18 protein-coding genes are annotated in these 20,127 nt (G+C 30.4%); all 18 read right to left on the reverse strand.

The features are described 5' to 3' along the window. Window positions 1-13: 13 nt before the first annotated feature. Entirely contained in the window at window positions 14-1,441 is a 1,428-nt protein-coding gene (locus Q6H37_RS27950) for a peptidoglycan D,D-transpeptidase FtsI family protein (RefSeq protein WP_318738239.1), read from the reverse strand. Window positions 1,442-1,444: 3 nt separating this feature from the next. After that, a complete protein-coding gene (locus tag Q6H37_RS27955) occupies window positions 1,445-2,647 on the reverse strand; it encodes an FtsW/RodA/SpoVE family cell cycle protein (protein WP_318738240.1) in 1,203 nt (400 codons plus the stop codon). Window positions 2,648-2,685: 38 nt separating this feature from the next. Beyond that, complete coding sequence (locus Q6H37_RS27960) at window positions 2,686-3,123, reverse strand: FHA domain-containing protein (protein WP_318738242.1); 438 nt, start codon at window positions 3,121-3,123, stop codon at window positions 2,686-2,688. A 105-nt stretch (window positions 3,124-3,228) separates the two neighbouring features. Next, the gene (uvrA, locus tag Q6H37_RS27965) at window positions 3,229-6,051 is read right to left on the reverse strand and encodes an excinuclease ABC subunit UvrA (RefSeq protein WP_318738243.1); all 2,823 of its coding nucleotides are present in this window, start codon (window positions 6,049-6,051) and stop codon (window positions 3,229-3,231) included. A gap of 68 nt (window positions 6,052-6,119) precedes the next feature. Continuing rightward, the gene (gene uvrB / locus Q6H37_RS27970) at window positions 6,120-8,105 is read right to left on the reverse strand and encodes an excinuclease ABC subunit UvrB (protein WP_318738245.1); all 1,986 of its coding nucleotides are present in this window, start codon (window positions 8,103-8,105) and stop codon (window positions 6,120-6,122) included. 3 nt (window positions 8,106-8,108) lie between these two features. Then, a complete protein-coding gene (locus tag Q6H37_RS27975; protein ID WP_318738247.1) occupies window positions 8,109-9,401 on the reverse strand; it encodes a PDZ domain-containing protein in 1,293 nt (430 codons plus the stop codon). A 114-nt stretch (window positions 9,402-9,515) separates the two neighbouring features. After that, window positions 9,516-10,682 carry a S41 family peptidase gene (locus Q6H37_RS27980; protein WP_318738248.1) on the reverse strand — a complete coding sequence of 389 codons (1,167 nt, stop codon included), beginning with the start codon at window positions 10,680-10,682 and terminating at the stop codon, window positions 9,516-9,518. Between the two features lie 135 nt (window positions 10,683-10,817). Then, window positions 10,818-11,708 (reverse strand): permease-like cell division protein FtsX, encoded by an 891-nt coding sequence (gene ftsX / locus Q6H37_RS27985; protein WP_318738250.1) that lies wholly within the window; start codon window positions 11,706-11,708, stop codon window positions 10,818-10,820. Next, the gene (ftsE, locus tag Q6H37_RS27990) at window positions 11,698-12,384 is read right to left on the reverse strand and encodes a cell division ATP-binding protein FtsE (RefSeq protein ID WP_318738252.1); all 687 of its coding nucleotides are present in this window, start codon (window positions 12,382-12,384) and stop codon (window positions 11,698-11,700) included. The genes ftsX and ftsE overlap by 11 nt, the downstream gene beginning before the upstream one ends. 210 nt (window positions 12,385-12,594) lie before the next feature. Further along, window positions 12,595-13,536 carry a transketolase family protein gene (locus tag Q6H37_RS27995; protein ID WP_007059243.1) on the reverse strand — a complete coding sequence of 314 codons (942 nt, stop codon included), beginning with the start codon at window positions 13,534-13,536 and terminating at the stop codon, window positions 12,595-12,597. Next, complete coding sequence (locus Q6H37_RS28000; RefSeq protein ID WP_318738255.1) at window positions 13,536-14,360, reverse strand: transketolase; 825 nt, start codon at window positions 14,358-14,360, stop codon at window positions 13,536-13,538. Before Q6H37_RS28000 ends, Q6H37_RS27995 begins: the two co-directional genes overlap by 1 nt. Before the next feature lie 112 nt (window positions 14,361-14,472). Then, window positions 14,473-14,820, reverse strand: a complete 348-nt coding sequence (locus tag Q6H37_RS28005) for a type II toxin-antitoxin system PemK/MazF family toxin (protein WP_007059241.1) — start codon at window positions 14,818-14,820, stop codon at window positions 14,473-14,475. Further along, window positions 14,780-15,097 carry a CopG family transcriptional regulator gene (locus Q6H37_RS28010; RefSeq protein WP_318738258.1) on the reverse strand — a complete coding sequence of 106 codons (318 nt, stop codon included), beginning with the start codon at window positions 15,095-15,097 and terminating at the stop codon, window positions 14,780-14,782. The genes Q6H37_RS28005 and Q6H37_RS28010 overlap by 41 nt, the downstream gene beginning before the upstream one ends. 490 nt (window positions 15,098-15,587) lie before the next feature. Further along, window positions 15,588-16,748 (reverse strand): alanine racemase, encoded by a 1,161-nt coding sequence (alr, locus tag Q6H37_RS28015; protein WP_318738260.1) that lies wholly within the window; start codon window positions 16,746-16,748, stop codon window positions 15,588-15,590. A 167-nt stretch (window positions 16,749-16,915) separates the two neighbouring features. Beyond that, complete coding sequence (locus Q6H37_RS28020; protein WP_318738262.1) at window positions 16,916-17,524, reverse strand: germination lipoprotein GerS-related protein; 609 nt, start codon at window positions 17,522-17,524, stop codon at window positions 16,916-16,918. A gap of 98 nt (window positions 17,525-17,622) precedes the next feature. Continuing rightward, window positions 17,623-19,122: an NAD(P)H-hydrate dehydratase gene (locus Q6H37_RS28025; RefSeq protein WP_318738264.1), complete on the reverse strand. Its 1,500-nt coding sequence runs from the start codon at window positions 19,120-19,122 to the stop codon at window positions 17,623-17,625. Continuing rightward, complete coding sequence (gene acpS, locus Q6H37_RS28030; protein WP_318738266.1) at window positions 19,082-19,498, reverse strand: holo-ACP synthase; 417 nt, start codon at window positions 19,496-19,498, stop codon at window positions 19,082-19,084. Before acpS ends, Q6H37_RS28025 begins: the two co-directional genes overlap by 41 nt. A gap of 146 nt (window positions 19,499-19,644) precedes the next feature. Next, window positions 19,645-19,992, reverse strand: a complete 348-nt coding sequence (locus Q6H37_RS28035; protein WP_318738268.1) for a DUF6514 family protein — start codon at window positions 19,990-19,992, stop codon at window positions 19,645-19,647. Window positions 19,993-20,127: the final 135 nt, after the last annotated feature.

Consider the following 20,127-nt stretch of genomic DNA (forward strand, 5'->3'; position numbering starts at 1 on the left):
CCACCTTTACATTCTACTTTTTTAAGGCTGTTCTAATTACTTCTGATGCTATTCCAGCTGCAGCCTTACCACCTTGTCCTCCATCCTCTACAATTACTGCTACTGCTATCTGTGGATCATCATAAGGAGCAAAACCTATAAACCAAGAATGTGGTGTAGCATCTTTTCCATCTACTTGATGATCAGCCGTTCCAGTTTTACCACATACATCCACTCCTTCAACAGCTGCATTTAAACCAGTTCCTTCTTGTACAACAGATTTCATATAATCTCTCATTGTATTTGCAGTACTTGTAGATATAATTTGACCTAATGATTCTGGTTGTATTGACTTAACAAGTACTCCTTTACTTGTTTGCACTTCCTTTACCAATTGAGGTTTCATCATTATTCCACCATTTGCTATAGTAGATGAAACTAATGCCATTTGGAGCGGACTTGCTAAATCGCTGCTCTGTCCAATAGCAGTTTGAGCAATGCTTCCTTTTTCATAATTTTTTAAAGTAGGAAACTTACTCTGCTCTACTGGTATTCCATCTGCTGGTATGTCTTTATTAAAGTAAAACTTTTCCGCTGTTTCCTTTAACTTATCATTTCCAAGCTCTAATCCCAATGTACCAAATACTACATTACTTGAGTGAACATAACCATTTTTGAAATCTATATTACCGAATGTCTCACCTTCAAAATTATGAAGAGAATATTTATCACTTATTCTCAACTCTCCATTGTCTTGAAATGTTCTATTTCTGACACCTGGCATATTCTCTAATGCACTTACAGCTGTAACTGTTTTAAAAGTTGAACCTGGAGGATATAGTCCAGCTGTAGCTCTATTTAAAAGAGGTCTATTTTTATCAGTATTTATAGATTGCCATATTTCTTGTAAATTATTAGGATTAAAAGATGGCTTTGAAACTATTGCCAAAACTTCTCCAGTTTTAGGATTTAGAGCTACTACAGCTCCTTTATTATCTCCTAAAAGGTCATAAGCTTTACTTTGGACATCATAATCTAGGGTGGTTTTTAAGTTATCACCTATTTTTTCTTGTTCTTTACCTTTATTTTTTATCAAACTTTTAATATTGTCTTCAATATCAGTATCCATTAGCTCTTTATCATATTTTTTTTCCAAGCCAGTAATACCATATTTTATATCCACATATCCTAATGCATGAGCAAATATTTCCCCACCTGTATACTCTCTCTTTTGGGTTTCCTGATTAACTCTAGAGCTTTTTGTTAAAGGTTTGCCATTTCTATCATAAATAGTTCCTCTTAAAACTTCATTTCTCTTAACCCACAGCCTTCTATTATTTGTGTAATTTACTATTTTAGGTCCTTCAACCATTTCAAAATAAGTTATATATGAAATTAATCCTATAAAACATATCAAGAAAATCATAAGAACTTTTTTTATGTTATTTGATATATCATTCATAATCTACCTACCCTCTTCTGATATCTTTTGAATTATACCCAAAGAAAAAAACGTAATAAGCATAGAACTTCCTCCATAGCTTACTAAAGGTAATGTTATACCTGTAAGAGGAATTGCATTCATTACTCCCCCTACTATAACTAAAACTTGAGATGCAATCATGGCAGCATATCCTACTGCTAAAAGTCTTGAAAAATTATCTTCTTCATACACTGCTGCCCTCATACACCTGTAAAAAAGTAAGAAATATAGTATTATTATTGCAAATCCTATAAGTATACCTAATTCCTCACACAAAGCTGCAAATATAAAATCTGTAGTGTTAACAGGAACATATTCTGGATGTCCAAGCCCAAGTCCTGACCCTGTAAGTCCTCCTGAGGCAATAGAAAACATAGATTGTACTACCTGATAACTTTTGTTTGTGGCATATGGCCAAGGATTTTGCCATATTAACACTCTTGTTCTTACATGATCAAAAAGCTTATAACTTGCCACAGCTCCTATGCTCGATAAAGCAAAGCATGCAATTATATATTTAAATTTAGATGTAGCTATATACAGCATAGTTACAGATATTCCAAAAAATATAAGTGCAGATCCTAAATCTTTTTGCAGCACCATAAACCCTAAGCATACCATTACTACTATGCCTGGCTCTATAAGATTTTTAAAATCTTTATAGTCTTTTAGAGCAGAGGCCAAATATCCAACTAAAAATAGCTTACCAAATTCCGAAGGTTGAAAGCCATAACTTCCTACAAAAATCCAGTTCTTAGAACCATTAACTTCCCTACCAAACAATGTAGCAACACCCATAAATACTAAAGTAATTACTAAAAATATGTACTTATATTTACTAAATCTTCTTAGGTCTGGAAGTACTACAACTATCAATATAAAACCTGTTACTCCTATAGCAAACCATATAATTTGCTTTATGGAACTAGCCATATTCAACCTATATATCATAACAATGCCTATAACAGATAATATACTCGAAAATATAAATATATATTTATCTCCATCGGAAAAAAACTTTCTTATTATAAAATAAGAATATCCTATAAGCAAACATGTAACTACAGCCATAACCATAGCATTCTTATCTAGTGGCTGTTTAAGTATGGCCAAATTAGCAAAACACACCAGGCATAAAAGATATGTGTATCTTAAGAGCTTTTTTTCATCTCTACTAGTATCCAAATTCACTCACCACCAATTTTTAATTAAAAATCTAATTTCTATCCTATTACTTTAAATGATGTGTTTCCTATTACAATTTCATCACCAGAATTTAAATACTTTCTGCCATTTACTCTGTTTCCATTTAATAGCGTACCATTTGTACTATTTAAATCTTCTAATATACAATCGTTATTTTTTAAAAATATTCTTGCATGATATCCTGATGCATATGGGTCGTCCAATACAATAAAATTTCCACTCTTTCTTCCTATATTTACTTCTCCATGAATAGGTATAACAGCACCCTTTCTTAAATTGGAATTGTTACCAGCATTAATAATTTCTAACCCCAAAGACTTTCTGTGTCTTCTTGTATTTTTCTTATCTCCACCCTTTATATCTTTATACATTATTCTAAGAGCTAAAGAAATTATGATATAGACTATAGCTATTATTATAATTTTAAAAACTAAGCTTAACTTATTCAGATCCATATAATCACCTTCTTGTACTCATACTTTTTGATAACCTTATACAATAACACCTTTTACACATTAAAAGACTAGCATTAGGGTAGATTAGCTGCTAGTCTTATTAAATTATAACATCTTTTTCAAATATTGTCCTGTATAAGACCTTTGGTTTTCTACTATTTGTTCCGGTTTTCCAGTAAAAATAACTTCTCCACCCTTTTCTCCACCTTCTGGACCAAGATCTATAATATAATCTGCACATTTTATAACATCCAAGTTGTGCTCTATAACAATCACTGTATTTCCTGTATCCACAATTCTCTGAAGTATACTTATTAGTTTACTTACATCATCTATATGAAGTCCAGTAGTGGGCTCATCTAAAATGTACAATGTTTTTCCAGTGCTTCTTTTAGATAGCTCATATGCCAGTTTTATTCTTTGAGCTTCTCCTCCTGATAGCTGAGTAGATGGTTGACCCAACCTTACATAGCCAAGTCCTACATCCATAAGGGTTTGTAGTTTGTTTTTTATTCTAGGTATATTTTCAAAGAACTGCAATGCTTCCTCTACTGTCATATTTAAAATATCATCAATATTTTTCCCTTTATATTTTACTTGTAAAGTTTCCCTATTATACCTCTTTCCTTTACAAACATCACACGGTACATAAACATCAGACAAAAACTGCATTTCTATCTTTATTATTCCATCACCGCTGCAGGCTTCGCATCTTCCACCTTTAACATTAAAGCTAAATCTACCTGGTTTATACCCACGCATTTTAGATTCTGAAGTACTAGCAAAAACCTCTCTTATAATGTCAAATACCCCAGTATATGTGGCAGGATTAGATCTTGGTGTCCTTCCTATAGGACTTTGATCTATATTTATAATTTTATCTATATTTTCTACTCCACTTATATCCTTATGAATTCCAGGGTTATCTTTAGCGTTATTTATTTTCTTATGAAGTCCTTTATATAGTATTTCATTAACTAATGTACTTTTTCCTGATCCTGAAACTCCTGTAACACAAGTAAAAATTCCTAATGGAAATTTTACATCTATATTTTTTAAATTATTTTGTTTAGCACCTTTTACTATTATACATTTTTCATTACCAGAACGCCTACTTTCAGGAACAACTATTTTCTTTTTTCCACTTAAATACTGTCCAGTTATAGACTTTTCATTATTAATTATTTTATCAATAGTTCCTGCTTCTATTATTTCTCCACCATGTTCTCCTGCTCCTGGACCTATATCCACAATAAAATCTGCTTCCTTCATTGTATCTTCATCATGTTCTACTACTACTAATGTATTACCTAAATCCCTTAGATGTTTTAGAGTACTAATTAATCTATCATTATCTCTTTGATGAAGTCCTATACTTGGTTCATCAAGAATATACAATACTCCAACTAAACCTGACCCAACTTGAGTTGCAAGCCTTATTCTTTGAGATTCTCCTCCTGATAGTGTTCCTGCCATTCTGGACAAATTTAAGTAATCAAGGCCTACATCTATTAAAAATTTTAGTCTTCCCTTTATTTCCTTTAATATTTGCTCACTAATTATTTTGTTTTTTTCAGATAGCTTAAGTTCATCTAAAAATTTTAGTTCATCCTTAATTGACATTTCACAAAATTGAGCTATATTCTTTTCTCCAACAGTAACGGCTAAAGCTTCACTTTTAAGCCTAGTTCCGCCGCATTTAGAACAAGGTGCATCACTCATATATGCTTCAATCTGGCTTTTTATATAATCAGAATTAGTTTCTAAATACCTTCTCTTTAAATTATTAATAAAACCTTCAAAAGCATGGTCAAATTCCATTAATCCATTTTCACTTCTATATTTTCCCTTTATTTTTCTTCCTTTGGTACCATAAAATATAACGTTCATTATTTCTGGATCTAGTTTTTCTACTGGTGTATTTAATGAAAATTTATATTCTTTAGCAAGTGCCTTTAATATACTAAATGTCCATGAATCTTCCTTTAAGCTTCCACTGCCCATGGTTTCAATGGCTCCATCTGCAATACTTTTACTCTTGTCAGATACTACTAAATCTTCATCTATTTCCATAAGAGTACCCAATCCATCACAACATTCACATTTTCCAAAAGGTGAATTAAAAGAAAATGTTCTAGGTGCTATTTCTCCTATGCTTATACCACAATCCACACAAGCAAATTTTTCACTGAACAGAATATCTTTTTCTCCAATAACATTTATAATAACAACACCTTCTGATAATTTCAGTGCAGTTTCAATGGAATCAGCTAATCTACTTCTTATATCCTCTTTAATAATTAACCTATCTATTACCACTTCAATAGTGTGTTTTATATTTTTCTGAAGTTTAACATCTTCTTCTTCTAATTCTACAATATTACCATCTATTCTTGCTCTTACGAAACCATTTTTTCTCACATTTTCTAATACTTTTACATGTTCACCTTTTCTTCCCTTTATTACAGGCGCCAATACCTGAATTTTTGTTCTTTCCTCCATAGACATTATTCTGTCTACCATTTGATCTACTGTTTGCTGCTTTATTTCTTTTCCACACTTAGGACAATGAGGTATTCCTACCTTTGCATATAAAAGTCTTAAATAATCATATATTTCAGTAACAGTTCCCACAGTAGAACGTGGATTTCTGCTTGTTGTCTTCTGATCTATAGATATTGCTGGGGATAATCCTTCTATATATTCCACATCTGGTTTATTCATCTGTCCTAAAAATTGTCTTGCATAAGCTGATAATGATTCAACATATCGTCTTTGTCCTTCTGCATACAAAGTATCAAAAGCTAAAGATGATTTTCCCGAACCAGATAATCCTGTAAATACAATTAACTTATCTCTTGGAATTTCCAAATCCACATTCTTTAAATTATGAACCTTTGCACCCTTTATTACTATTTTATCCTTCATTACTTTTGTTTACACTCCTCATTTTCTTGTAGTACAATATATCCCAAGATGCTTTTTTCTATCGGTCATTAGTTTTTCTTTTTTTGTTTTTTTAATTTTAGTATTTTATCTCTTAAATCAGCTGCCAATTCAAACTGAAGCTCCTTGGCCGCTTGTTTCATTTCTTTTTCATATTTTGAAATTAATAAATCTATATTTTCATTATTAGCTTCCATAGCTTCTTCTAAACTATCATATTGCGCTTTTTCTTCTGAAACCTTAGTAGCTTCAATTACTTCTCTAATTTCTTTCTTAATGGTTTTAGGCATTATATTGTGTTTTTCATTATACTCCATTTGTATTTCTCTTCTTCTATTAGTTTCTGATATTGCTTTACCCATAGAATCGGTTATTCTGTCTGCATACATAATAACCTTACTTTCTGAATTTCTTGCAGCTCTTCCTATTGTTTGAATTAAAGAACGTTCAGACCTTAAAAAGCCTTCTTTATCAGCATCAAGTATAGCTACTAAAGCAACTTCAGGTATATCAAGACCTTCTCTTAAAAGATTTATTCCGATTAAGACATCAAATTGACCCTTTCTCAAATCTCTTATTATTTCCATTCTTTGTATAGTATCTATACCAGAGTGCAAATAATTAGCCTTAATATCCATTTCTTTAAAGTAATCTGATAAATCCTCTGCCATTTTTTTTGTAAGAGTTGTTACAAGAATTCTATATCCCCTTTTTATAGTTTCTACTATATTTTTATATAAATCATCTATCTGTCCTTTAATAGGTTTAACTTCAATTTCAGGGTCCAATAGTCCTGTAGGTCTTATTATTTGTTCTGCCACATTTGTAGAATGTTCTAATTCATAATTTGCAGGGGTTGCACTTACAAAAACTACTTGATTTAACTTACCTTCAAATTCATTAAATGTAAGTGGTCTATTATCAAATGCTGAAGGTAATCTGAATCCATATTCAACCAAAGATTGTTTTCTTGACCTGTCTCCAGCATACATAGCTTTTACTTGAGGCATGGTAACATGACTTTCATCTATAAAAAGTAAATAATCTTCAGGGAAGTAATCTATAAGTGTTTGAGGAGGAGTTCCTTTTGCTCTCCCATCCAATATCCTTGAATAATTTTCAATACCACTGCAATATCCTACTTCTCTCATCATCTCTATATCAAAATTTGTTCTCTGCTTTAATCTTTGAGCTTCTAAAAGCTTATCTTGAGATGTGAGTTCTCTTACTCTTTCTTCTAATTCTGATTCTATACTTTTTATAGCTGTTTCCAGTCTTTCCCTAGAAGTGGCAAAATGGGATGCAGGGAATATAGACACATGCTTTCTAGTTCCTATAGTTTCACCCGTTAATGCATCAAATTCTTTTATTCTATCTATTTCATCACCAAAAAATTCTATTCTTATAGCTTTTCCACTGGATGAGGCTGGAAATATGTCAAGTACATCTCCTTTTACCCTAAATGTACCTCTTACAAAATTTATTTCATTTCTTTCATACTGTATTTCTACAAGTTTTTTTAGAACTTCATCTCTATCTTTAGTCATTCCTTCTCTTAAAGATAAAGTAAGTTTTTTATATTCTTCCGGATTTCCTAAGCCATATATACATGATACTGATGCTACTACAACTACATCTGTCCGCTCTAACAAAGCAGAAGTAGCTGAATGTCTTAGCTTATCTATCTCATCATTTATAGATGCATCTTTTTCTATATAAGTATCCGTTTGAGCAACATAGGCTTCAGGTTGATAATAATCATAGTAAGATACAAAATACTCTACGCAATTCTCCGGAAAAAATTCTCTAAACTCTGAACATAACTGAGCTGCCAAGGTTTTATTATGAGCTAAAACTAAAGTTGGTTTTTTAACACGCTCAATTATATTTGCCATAGTAAAAGTTTTACCTGATCCTGTAACTCCTAAAAGGGTTTGAAATTTCTCTTTATCATTTATACTTTTTACTATACTATCTATAGCTTGTGGTTGATCTCCTGTAGGCTTAAATTTTGAATGTATTTTAAATTCTTTCATTCTCTATTCATCCCTATCCTTATTTTTGATTTTCTGTAATATCTCCGCAAACTTGTTCTCATCAAACTTCACTACCATACTATCCTTTGGAACTCCTTTTGGTACAAATACTATTCCCAATCTTTTTGAAGTATTCATTTTGTTATAGCTTACCTCTTCAAACTTTCCAGTAACCTTTTTTACTTTAAACCAAATAAAATTTGAAGTTTCTCTAATAATTTCACTTATTTTTTCTTCATTCTCCACTTTTTCGCTGTTAATTTCTACTAACAAATCCCCTGTAGAAATTCCCATTTCGTTAGCAGGAGAATTAGGTGCAACTTCCAAAACCATAATTCCTTCTTCGTCACTTGTATATTTGGGAGTACCTTTTAATTCTAATCGTCTTTGAAAAATTATCATTCCTTCATGAGCAACTGGTGCAAATACAAGTACTAAAATTTTTAAAAATATATTTAAAGCAGCCAATTGTGCTAATCCAAATAAAGCTAAACTGTATATTATAGTTAATCCTCCAGACATTAAAGTTTTTTCCTTCTTACCTCTTGTAAAAGTTATGCTGTTATAGCCTATAATCCCATAAAAAGGAATTAACGCTACTAACGCATTTTTCAATACATTTGAAGGCATGGAATTATTTACTAGAGGCCACCAATTTGGTGTAGGTATCTGCCATGATAATCCCGTATTAGACACACTGTGCAAAATAAAAAACATTGCTACTGGAAGTGTCCAATATCTTTGAAGTGCAAAACCTCCTATTATCCTACCACTCCTATTTGTAAATACAGGTATATATCCTGTATCACCATCTAAAATTATTAAAAATCCTTCTATAAAATGCAATACTGCAACCATACTCATAAGAGCTACTATATCTATTTTCAAAATATCTAAATTAGGCATTTTTAGACCAACTGAAAGGAAACCTAGTACTATACTCATAATTCCAAGAACTGATCCAGAATAAGAAAAGCATATGAATCTCTGATTAAAAAACATGAAAACTATGGATAGTAAAAATACCAAATCTACAGCTGAATTTTCATCGAACACAATACCTAAATAAGACATCATAATGCTAGCAATAGTACCTGCAAAAATACCTATAACAATTTGAGATATAGTTAACTCAAAAGGAGAATTTATTCTTTCTCCTATTATCATTTTTTGCATAATGGAAGTTTTCTTGTTTCTTCTATAAAGTACAAAAGCTAAAATAATCAAAAACGCAACTAAGTATGGTTCCGTTAATGCAAAAGCTACCGATTTTAAAGTATATAACAAAATACTCATTAATCCACTTTCCCCTCTCCATAAATGAAGTTAGACAGAAATTTCTGCCTAACTTAAAATCCATAAATATATTATATCTTTATATTTATTTTTAATCAAAATAACAAATATCCACTATTTAACTTTAGTTTTTGCTATTTCAAGTGCTTTGTTAAACTGAGGATCTGAACTTCTATCATAGGCTTTCTTTCTAAGTTCTTCTGGATAAGTTACTGGTACATCTGGCTTTATGCCAACATGATGTATATTCTCTCCATTTGGAGTATAATATTTTGAAACTGTAACCTTCAGTGCAGTTCCATCTCCTGTATCCAGCATAGTTTGAACAACACCTTTTCCAAAAGTTTTTTCACCAACCAAGGTTCCAATTTTATAATCTCTTATAGCACCTGAGAATATCTCAGAAGCACTAGCTGAACCAGCATTTGTAAGTACTGTAAGAGGTAATCCTACAAAATTTCCTCCACTTGATTTATATTCTTTTTTATTCTTATATTTATCTATGGTAGAAACAATCACTTTATCCTTTTGTAAAAAGTTAGAAACCATATCTACACATTCATTTAAAAGTCCACCAGGATTTCCTCTTAAATCTATTATAAGTGATTTCATTCCTTTTCCTTGAAGCTCCTTTAGTTTACTTTGGAGATTCTTAGCTGTATTTTCATCAAACATAGAAATTTGTATGTAACCTACATTTTTATCTATCATTTCTCCTTTTACTGTAACTAAATTTATTTTTGATCGCTTTAACTTTACATCAAAAACGCCTTTGCCTGCTCTATTCATAGTTAAGGTAACTTCTGTTCCTTCTTTGCCCTTCATTAAAGTAACTGCTCTATCAAGATCTTTTCCTGTTACATCAGTATTATTTACTTTTTCTATTTCATCTTTAGGAAGTAATCCTGCTTTTTTAGCTGGCGAATCTTCAAATATATCAGCTATAATAATTTTATCGTCCTTAGCTTGAACTTGTAATCCTACACCGCTATAGTTTCCCTCTGTTTGAGTATTAAATTCATCAAATTCTTTCTTATTCATAAATACTGTATAAGGATCTTTTAGTGCATCTGTCATTCCCTTAATAGCTCCTTCTACTAAATCTGATTCATTTATATTACCATCATAATACTTATACAATGCACCTTCCACTTGAAATAATTTATAAAACTTACCTACGTTACTATTATTTTCAATATATGATTTTGTTCCAAATAAAGTAATTGTATTTGTTACAAGTACAGCTACTATGGTTAGTGATATCCACTTCTTCTTATTCAATTCTTCCACCTCTTTGATTTAAAGCTTATATACCTATATTATTTATATAAATCTTAAATAATTATAACATTAAAAAAAATAAATTTGCACAAGTATTTATAAAAAATTAGCATGCAGTATTAAACTGCATGCTTACTAAACATCTAAAAACTTTCTTATAGAAGAAATACTGCCTGCTGCTCCTATAATCATACCTACTAATATAAATAAGCCAAGAATATTAATTAAAACATATTGAGGTTCAACTAATTGAATCATAACTAATCCTGATGAAACTTTTGCATAAGCCATTCTATAAGCATAATATAAAATTATATCTGCTACTATACCGCCTACAACTCCAATCATCATACCTTCAATTATAAATGGCCATCTTATAAACCAATCTGTAGCTCCTATATATTTCATTATACCTATTTCTCTTCTTCTTGAATATACTGTAAGCTTTATAGTATTTCCTATTAGGAATAATGAAACTCCCATTAATATTACAAACATTACACTTCCAACCCATTTTATAGTTTTTGTTATTGTTATAATCTTATTTACAATATCTCTACCATCTTTTATTTCATCTATCCCTGGCATACCTTTTATTCCGCTTACAACATTAGATACTACTTCTGGCTTTTGAACCTTTATTATGTATGAATTAGGCATAGGATTGTCCTTATCTAATCCATCCAATAATCCTTTATTTTGTTCTCCTAATTGCTTTCTGAATTTTTCTATAGCTTGAGCTTTAGTTTCATAGCTAACATCTTCTACTCCGTCTACATCTTTTATCTTCTTTTCTATATCCCTTTGCTGTAACATAGTTATATTATCTTTCAATATAACTTTTACTTCTACTCTCGACTCTACTTCAAGTATTCCTTGATTAACATTTTGTATAGTAAGCCAGAAAACTCCCAATATGAAAAGAGTTGCTGCAACAGTTGCTGCTGCTGCACTACTTATGGTTTTGTTTCTCTTTAAGCTTTTTAAAGCATCTACTATAGAAAACTTAATTGTACTAATCCTCATATCCGTATGCACCCCTTTTCTCGTCTCTTACTATAACTCCTTTTTCTATGGCTATAACCCTTTTTCTCATACTATCTACTATATCTTTGGCATGAGTCGCCATAACAACAGTAGTTCCTGCACGACTTATATCATTTAAAGTTTGCATAATATCCATTGAAGTTTCAGGATCCAAGTTTCCTGTAGGTTCATCAGCAATTAATATTGATGGACTATTCACTATAGCTCTTGCTAATGATATTCTTTGCTGTTCTCCTCCTGATAACTCATGTGGAAAAGCCTTATATTTATTAGCTAGTCCCACAAGAGATAAAACTACTGGTACCTTTTTTCTTATCTCTTTTAAAGGTGCTTCTACTACTCTCATTGCAAATGCCACATTTTCATAAACATTTAATGTAGGAATTAATCTAAAATCCTGAAAAACTACTCCTATTTTTCTTCTATAGTATGGTATTGACTTTCTCTTTAAATTTGTTATATCTGTATTATTTACTATTATGTTTCCACTAGTTACGTCAACTTCTTTTAGCAAAATTTTTATAAAGGTAGATTTTCCTGCTCCACTTGGTCCTACTAAAAATACAAATTCCCCTTTTTCTATATTTACATTCACATTGGACAAGGCAAATATATTATTATTATAAACTTTGCTTACATTATTAAACTCTATCATTTAAACATCTCCTTACATGCATATTAAGTTTACATAGCTTTTCTGCATTGCTAAAAATATTATAACATAATACGACATTAAATAAAAAACTATTATGCTAATTTTTTGTTAATAAAATGATACATTTATGGCAAGCTAATCCTCAAATTTTAATTTATTTAAATTAAAAATGGTGGCATTTCTAATAAATACCACCACTTACATAATGTTTTATTTCAAGCTTAATCCTTTTTTAACTGCTTTTACTATATCGTCTGAAGTTAATCCATAAGCTTTTAAAAGCTCTGCAGGCTTTCCACTTTCTCCAAAAGTATCTTTTATTCCTACTCTTACTACTGGTGTAGGAAGATTTTCACTTAGCACTTCGCATACAGCAGAACCTAATCCACCTATTATACTATGCTCTTCAGCAGTTATTACAACTCCTGTTTCTCTTGCTGAATTTATTATAGCATCTTTATCTATAGGTTTTATTGTATGTATGTTCACAATTTTAACCTTTATTCCCTCTTCTGAAAGAGTATTATATGCTTCTAATGCTGCATCTACCATTATACCTGTAGCAATTATAGTTGCTTCTTTTCCTTCTCGCAATGTTACAGCTTTTCCTAGCTCAAATTTATAATCAGGTCTATCATTTATAACTGGAACACCTGATCTTCCAAGTCTAACATAGCAAGGTCCTTTAAGTTCACTTACAGCTTTAATTACAGCTTCTGTTTCTACTGCATCACTTGGGCATATTACTGTCATATTAGGTACACTTCTCATTAATGAAATATCCTCCACAGATTGGTGAGATGCTCCATCTTCTCCAACTGTTATTCCTGCATGAGTTGCACATATTTTTACATTTAATTTTGGATAGCATATAGAATTTCTTATCTGTTCAAAAGCTCTTCCTGCAGCAAACATAGCAAAACTGCTTACAAACGGTATTTTTCCACAAGTTGACATTCCAGCTGCTACTGCCATCATGTTACCTTCTGCAATTCCCATATTTATAAATCTTTCAGGACAAACTTTTTTAAATTCTGCAGTTTTAGTTGATTTTGATAAATCTGCATCAAGTACAACTATATTTTCATTTTCCTGGCCTATTTTTGCTAAAGCTTTTCCGTAAGCTTCTCTTGTTGCTATTTTATTAGACATTATTCTTCACCTCCAATTTCCTTTAAAGCCTGCTCACATTGTTCCATGCTTGGAGCATTTCCATGCCAGCCTACTTGATTTTCCATAAAGGATACACCTTTACCTTTTATAGTTTTACATACTATCATTGTTGGCTTTTCTTTTACAGTTTTAGCTTTTTCTATAGCATCAATTAATTCTTCAAAACTATGTCCATCTACTTCTAATACATTCCATCCAAAAGCTACAAATTTATCAGCAATAGGTTCTGCTGACATTACATCTTTACATGGTCCATCTATCTGAAGTCCATTATAATCAACAAAAGCAGTAAGATTATCTAGCTTATATTGAGCTGCTGCCATTGATGCTTCCCAAACTTCTCCTTCTTCTAGTTCTCCATCTCCAAGTAATGTATATACTCTGTAATCCTTTTTATCCAATTTTCCAGCTATAGCCATACCAACTGCTGCAGATATTCCCTGGCCTAATGATCCTGTAGACATATCTACCCCTGGTACTTCATTCATGTTAGGATGACCTTGAAGAATTGATCCAAGCTTTCTAAGCTTTTTTAATTCTGCTACATCAAAATATCCTTTTCTTGCAAGCGTACTGTATAATACAGGTGCAGCATGGCCTTTAGAAAGGACAAATCTATCCCTATTTGAATTTCTTGCATCTTCAGGATTTACATTCATTTCATTGAAATATAATGTAGTTAAAACTTCTACTGCAGATAAAGAACCTCCTGGATGTCCTGAACCTGATTCAGTTAGCATCATTACAATATCTTTTCTAACTTGCTGAGCTACTTTTTTAAGTTCTTCTATATTTTTTTTCACAATCTCAACCTCCTAATAAGCAAACAATTGCAATCTACCTATTATTTTATCACAAAACCTAATTTTTATATACACAAAAAAATAGGGATTTAAAATCCCTATTTTAAGCTTATCACAAGCCCACACTTACTAAAAGTGCATCATCTACTTTTTTCATATCTATATCTGTCATATGACCTATTTTTTCTTTCAATCTTCTTTTATCTAGAGTTCTTATCTGTTCAAGCAATACTACCGAATCTTTATTAAGTCCATAGGCTTCCGATGAAATTTCCACATGAGTTGGAAGTTTTGCCTTATTTATCTGGGAAGTAATTGCTGCTACTATTACCGTAGGACTGTATTTATTACCAACATCATTTTGAATAATGATTACTGGTCTTATTCCTCCTTGTTCTGACCCCACTACAGGGCTTAAATCAGCATAAAATATATCTCCTCTTTTTACTATTGTTGTCATCAGCTAAATCACTCTCCGAAAGCTTTGCTTCATATTCTTTAAAATCTTTCATGTCATTTGCAAAGCCCATTTCTGCAAATTCTAGATTAAGTTGTGCCATCTCCTTATAACCTTTTTCCATTGCTGATATATTTGATCTCTTTTTCTCTTTAATATATAATATGATAGCTTCTCGAATTAATTCACTGCTTTTTTTGCAATCTTCTTGAAGTACTTTATTCAATTCATTGTAGAGTGTTTCTGAGAGGTTTACCACTAATCTCTTTGAATTTGACATATAAAAATCAATACCTCCTATTAACTTAAGCGAAATATATACATATAAATTATAGTCCTAAAACCATTAACGTGTCAAAGAAATTATCTGCATTTTCCCCATTTTTCTACTTGTATTTTTTACAAATAATCTCTTATTATTGCAAATATATTGTACTATTATGTATTATAAACATACAATTTTAATTTAATATGTACTACGTATAAATTAATAAAAAGCGATTTAATATATATCCCTATAAAGTATTATGCCCAAATATAAATATATTTAATATATTATAAAAAAATAATTTTTTATCCGCATGGCTATTAATTATTTAACTTACATAAATGATAAACAAATAGTTACTGAATATTTTAGCAAGCATAATTAAAATTTTCATAGAGACTACACACTTAATTTAAATATATGTAATTTTTGTGGAATTTATAATTATTGTCAGACAGTAAAGGAAACTTTCCTTTACTGTCTTGTGAAAAACTATTTCAAGTTATATATAGTTTCTAACCTTTATAATTTTTCCATTTTTAATATAAACTCTAGGAACCCTTTTACTTATCATGCACAATAGTTCATAATTAATGGTTCCTAACATTGGTGCCATGTCATCAGCATCAAATTTAAGTGTTCCATCACTTCCCATAAGTATTACTTCGTCTCCTACTTTTACATCCTCTATTTCAGTAATATCTATCATGCATTGATCCATACATATGTTTCCTACTACTGGTGCAAACTTTCCATTAATTATGACTTTTGCTTTTCCAGATAGCATTCTAGTATATCCATCTGCATACCCTACTGACAATGTAGCAATAACACTCTTTCTTTCAGTTCTAAATTTTCTTCCATATCCTATATATTCACCCTTTTCAAGAGTTTTTATGTGCATTATATCTGCTTTCCATGTCATAACTGGTTTTATATCTAACATTTTCTTATCAACTTCTGTTGATGGGTAATATCCATAAAGTATTATTCCAGGTCTTGCTCCTTCATAATGTGTTTCTGGTAATTCCATTATTGCCGCACTATTAGCTATATCTCTCATATTTATTTTTACGCCTTTTTCTTGCAGCTTTTCACAGAAGTAATTATACTTTTCAAACTGTTTATGAGAATAATCCTTGTCCAATTCATCAGCAGTACAAAAATGTGAGAATAAACTTTCTATTTCAATATTAGGAAGTTTGCTTATTTTGCATACCTCTTCTATGCTATCTTCATTAGGCAAAAATCCAATTCTACCCATACCGGTATCTACTGCCACATGTATCTTTGCAACTTTATCTTTAGCTTGTGCTGCTTTAGATAATTCACTAGCATACTCATAAGAAGTTACTGCAGGCTCTATATCATACTCTAATAAATCATCAATTAGTGTATTTGGTGTAAGTCCCAATATCATTATATGACAGGAAATTCCACTCTTCCTCAGTTCAATGCCTTCACTTAATACCGCTACAGCTAGTCTTGTAGCACCATTTTCTAAAAGTACTGGGGCTACCTCTAAAGCACCATGACCATAAGCATCAGCTTTTACAACACCTATTAGCTCCTTACTTTTTGATTTTTTTCTAATATTTTTCATGTTATATGTAAGGTTATCCAAGTCAACCTCTACCCATGTAGATCTAAAATTTCTAAACATAAATATCCCACCCTTCCAAAACAAAGTAAAAATTTTAATATGTTTTCCATACATATTAATTATACAATATTTTTAATACATATATCATTCAAATTGTTTAAAAAATTAAATTTATTTCAATTTTAATAGGTCAACCTTGCAAAATTCATATAAAATTTAGTTTTTTTCTATTCTATAACAAATAAATTCTTATTCAATTCCCTATTGAAATTGAAATTAGAATATTCTACTTTGATTTTTTCACTATCTTTCCAATCATATATGTTCAAGTACTCGGGTTTTTCATTATCTACATTTATATACAGATTAGCTTTACTAATGTTTTTGTTATTACCTGGAATGTCTAAACATATAACCTCATATTTTTTATTATTTATAGTTTTTGAAGAAACTTTTATTTTTTCATTAGTATAAATAAGACCTATATATTCACCTATAAAACTCAATTTAAATACACTATCAAAACTTTTATCTGTACTATACTTGAATCCATTTTTCAAATCTTTTACAAATATGTTATTATCCTTGTACACCATTATTCTATTATTTTCAAGTTCAAATCTATATCCATATCTTTTATCATAAAATTGCTTTCCTTTATAACTTACAGTTTGTTTATCATTCTGTATTTTCATATCCACATCGCAGCTATAACTATCTAGATTTTTAAAATTCTGAATAATTTTTTCTGATTTATCCTCATTATTTTTACATCCTGATAATAACAAAAAAAATAAAAAGAACATAGTAGTTACTATTAATAGTTTACTTCTCAATCTTATTCCCCCTAAAAAAGCCTTATAATAGAGGGTATTAATTCATTATTAATAATATTCCTATATGTTCCTTTATAATAAGTTTTAAATGTTATTTTCTATTCTTGTAATTCTTTAATTATAAATGGTATGTTATTTAATACATGTGTAGCATTTACACAAAACATTTCTTTTGACAATACTTCACCACAATATCCATGAATAAAAGCTGATATACAAGCTGAATCCATACTATTATATCCTTGGCCTATGAATGAAGCTATCATACCTGTAAGACAATCTCCCATTCCTCCTGAAGCCATAGAACTATTCCCTGTAGGATTAATTATTGTACTATTACCATCTGTAATTATAGTGTTATATCCTTTCAAAAGTATTACAACTTTATTCTTCTTAGCAAAAGTTTGAGATACCTCTAATCTGTGTTCCTTTATATAATCTATAGACAAACCCGTTATTCTTGACATTTCTCCCAAATGAGGAGTTAAAATAATTTCGCAGTTTCTATGTGCTAAAGTATCTAAATTATCTTTCAATACATTTATAGCATCTGCATCTATAACCACTGGATTTTTAGCCCTATTTAAAACATTTTTCAATATATTAAGGGTACCTTCATTATTTCCCATTCCTGGTCCTATAGCTATAGCATCACTTTTATCTATAAGCTCTTCAATTCTACTTTCTTCTTCAAAAGAAACAGTCATAGCTTCTACTAACTTGGAACTTAGTATAGGTTGAATTTCTTTATGACAACATAGTGTTACAAGACCTGCTCCACTTCTCACAGCACCTTCTGAACAAATATACGCTGCTCCGGTAAACCCTTGTGATCCTGCAAATACAGTAACCTTTCCATAATCGCCCTTGTAACAATACTTATCTCTTTTTATCAAGTTATTTTTTATCATATTTATATCCATAATAAATTCATTATTATGAAACTTATTTATGGCGCTTTTTGGGATCCCTATTTTCTCTATAATTATTTTTCCTGTCACTTTGTCTGTTCCATAGTTTAAAAATCCTCTTTTATACAGCTCAAAAGATACAGTTTTATTAGCCCTTATACATTTACCCAATATCTTTCCTGTATTGCTGTCAAAACCTGATGGAACATCTACTGAAATAATGTACTTGCTATTTTCATTAATTATAGATATAACCGACTCAAATATACCTTCCACATTTCTTGATAGTCCTGTTCCAAAAATGGCATCTATGGTTACTTGATTTCTTTCTATACAATCCCTTAATTCATTAATATCCTCTAGATTATCTACTTTATTAATATTGATTCCAATATTCTTTAATATATCATAATTAATTTTACAGTCAGGCTTCATATTTTCTTTTCCACCTACTAAAAATACTTCCACGTTTTTGTTCAAAATATGTAAATGTCTTGCTATAGCAAATCCGTCTCCACCGTTATTTCCTTTAGTACACACTATGCAAAAACTATCATACTTGTCTAGATCTATATTTTTTACAACTTTTAAAGCTGCATTTTCCATTAAAACAATTCCAGGTATACGTAATTCATTTATGCAATAACTATCTATCATCCTCATTATTTCTGATGTTGCAATCTTCAAATTTATCTACCTCCATTGTAGCATAAGCTATGGCATTATCTAAGCTATGGGATATACTTACATGAATTTTATAATTACCACACTTTTGTGCTATCATTTTTGCTTTTCCTCTCAATACAACTATAGGCTTCCCAGAAGCTGTTCTATCTACTTCAATGTCTTTAATTTCAAATCCACTAAAACCAGTACCCATAGCTTTAACTACAGCTTCTTTTGCCGCAAACCTTCCAGCAACAAATTCAGGTCTTAGATTTCTCACCTTAAAATACTCTATCTCATTCTTACTAAATAATCTATCTATAAAATTTGTATGTTTCTCCATAGCTTCCTTAATTCTTCTTATCTCAACTATGTCTACCCCAACACCTAAAATCAAAACATCACCCCCATGTGTTTTATTAAATATTAGTCTTACTTAATATAATAAAATAAAATTATCCATTTTAAAAGTACAAACTGCTATCTTTAATTAGTACTACAAAGAAAAAAAGAGGATTTTTTCCTCTTTATTTTGTAAATATTTTAATAAGCAATATATTTTATTTCTTTATCAAAATCAACTATATATTCATCAATGTTTTCACCTAACACCTCAACTAAATGTACAGGTGATACACAATTGTCATATAACAATTTTAATAAATTATGAACCTTATACCTTTGAGTACTTATGCTTTTAACACAGTCTCTTTCTATATTTACTAACTTATCTTCCACAAAATCCTGTCTTTCAACTTCAATGCCATATGACTGTACCTCTATGGTATCTATTCCATATGTTATTGAAAGCTTACTTTTTAGTAGCCTGTAAAAATAATTATACCTTATTTTTTCTGTTTTTTGAGTTCTAACCAGATTTTCTACTATCATGATTTTGCCCCCCCATAATCAACTTCAACACTATATTAGCACATACTTTAAAAAAAATATGTCATTTCATGATAATGTTAATTATAACTTATCCCTCTTATATGACATCAAAAAACTTGTAACACCAAATCTAAC

The organism is Clostridium sp. JS66 (assembly GCF_033561535.1).
In the GTDB taxonomy this organism is placed as follows: domain Bacteria; phylum Bacillota; class Clostridia; order Clostridiales; family Clostridiaceae; genus Clostridium_AM; species Clostridium_AM carboxidivorans.

What these genes read in the sequence shown, in the direction of transcription:
- ftsX (WP_318738250.1), bottom strand. Translation starts at nt 11,708, where the DNA reads ATGAGGATTAGTACAATTAAGTTTTCTATAGTAGATGCTTTAAAAAGC.
- uvrB (WP_318738245.1), bottom strand. Translation starts at nt 8,105, where the DNA reads ATGAAAGAATTTAAAATACATTCAAAATTTAAGCCTACAGGAGATCAA.
- uvrA (WP_318738243.1), bottom strand. Translation starts at nt 6,051, where the DNA reads ATGAAGGATAAAATAGTAATAAAGGGTGCAAAGGTTCATAATTTAAAG.
- ftsE (WP_318738252.1), bottom strand. Translation starts at nt 12,384, where the DNA reads ATGATAGAGTTTAATAATGTAAGCAAAGTTTATAATAATAATATATTT.
- Q6H37_RS27995 (WP_007059243.1), bottom strand. Translation starts at nt 13,536, where the DNA reads ATGTCTAATAAAATAGCAACAAGAGAAGCTTACGGAAAAGCTTTAGCA.
- Q6H37_RS27950 (WP_318738239.1), bottom strand. Translation starts at nt 1,441, where the DNA reads ATGAATGATATATCAAATAACATAAAAAAAGTTCTTATGATTTTCTTG.
- Q6H37_RS28010 (WP_318738258.1), bottom strand. Translation starts at nt 15,097, where the DNA reads ATGTCAAATTCAAAGAGATTAGTGGTAAACCTCTCAGAAACACTCTAC.
- Q6H37_RS27975 (WP_318738247.1), bottom strand. Translation starts at nt 9,401, where the DNA reads ATGAGTATTTTGTTATATACTTTAAAATCGGTAGCTTTTGCATTAACG.
- alr (WP_318738260.1), bottom strand. Translation starts at nt 16,748, where the DNA reads ATGTTTAGAAATTTTAGATCTACATGGGTAGAGGTTGACTTGGATAAC.
- Q6H37_RS28005 (WP_007059241.1), bottom strand. Translation starts at nt 14,820, where the DNA reads ATGACAACAATAGTAAAAAGAGGAGATATATTTTATGCTGATTTAAGC.
- Q6H37_RS28035 (WP_318738268.1), bottom strand. Translation starts at nt 19,992, where the DNA reads ATGATAGTAGAAAATCTGGTTAGAACTCAAAAAACAGAAAAAATAAGG.
- Q6H37_RS27960 (WP_318738242.1), bottom strand. Translation starts at nt 3,123, where the DNA reads ATGGATCTGAATAAGTTAAGCTTAGTTTTTAAAATTATAATAATAGCT.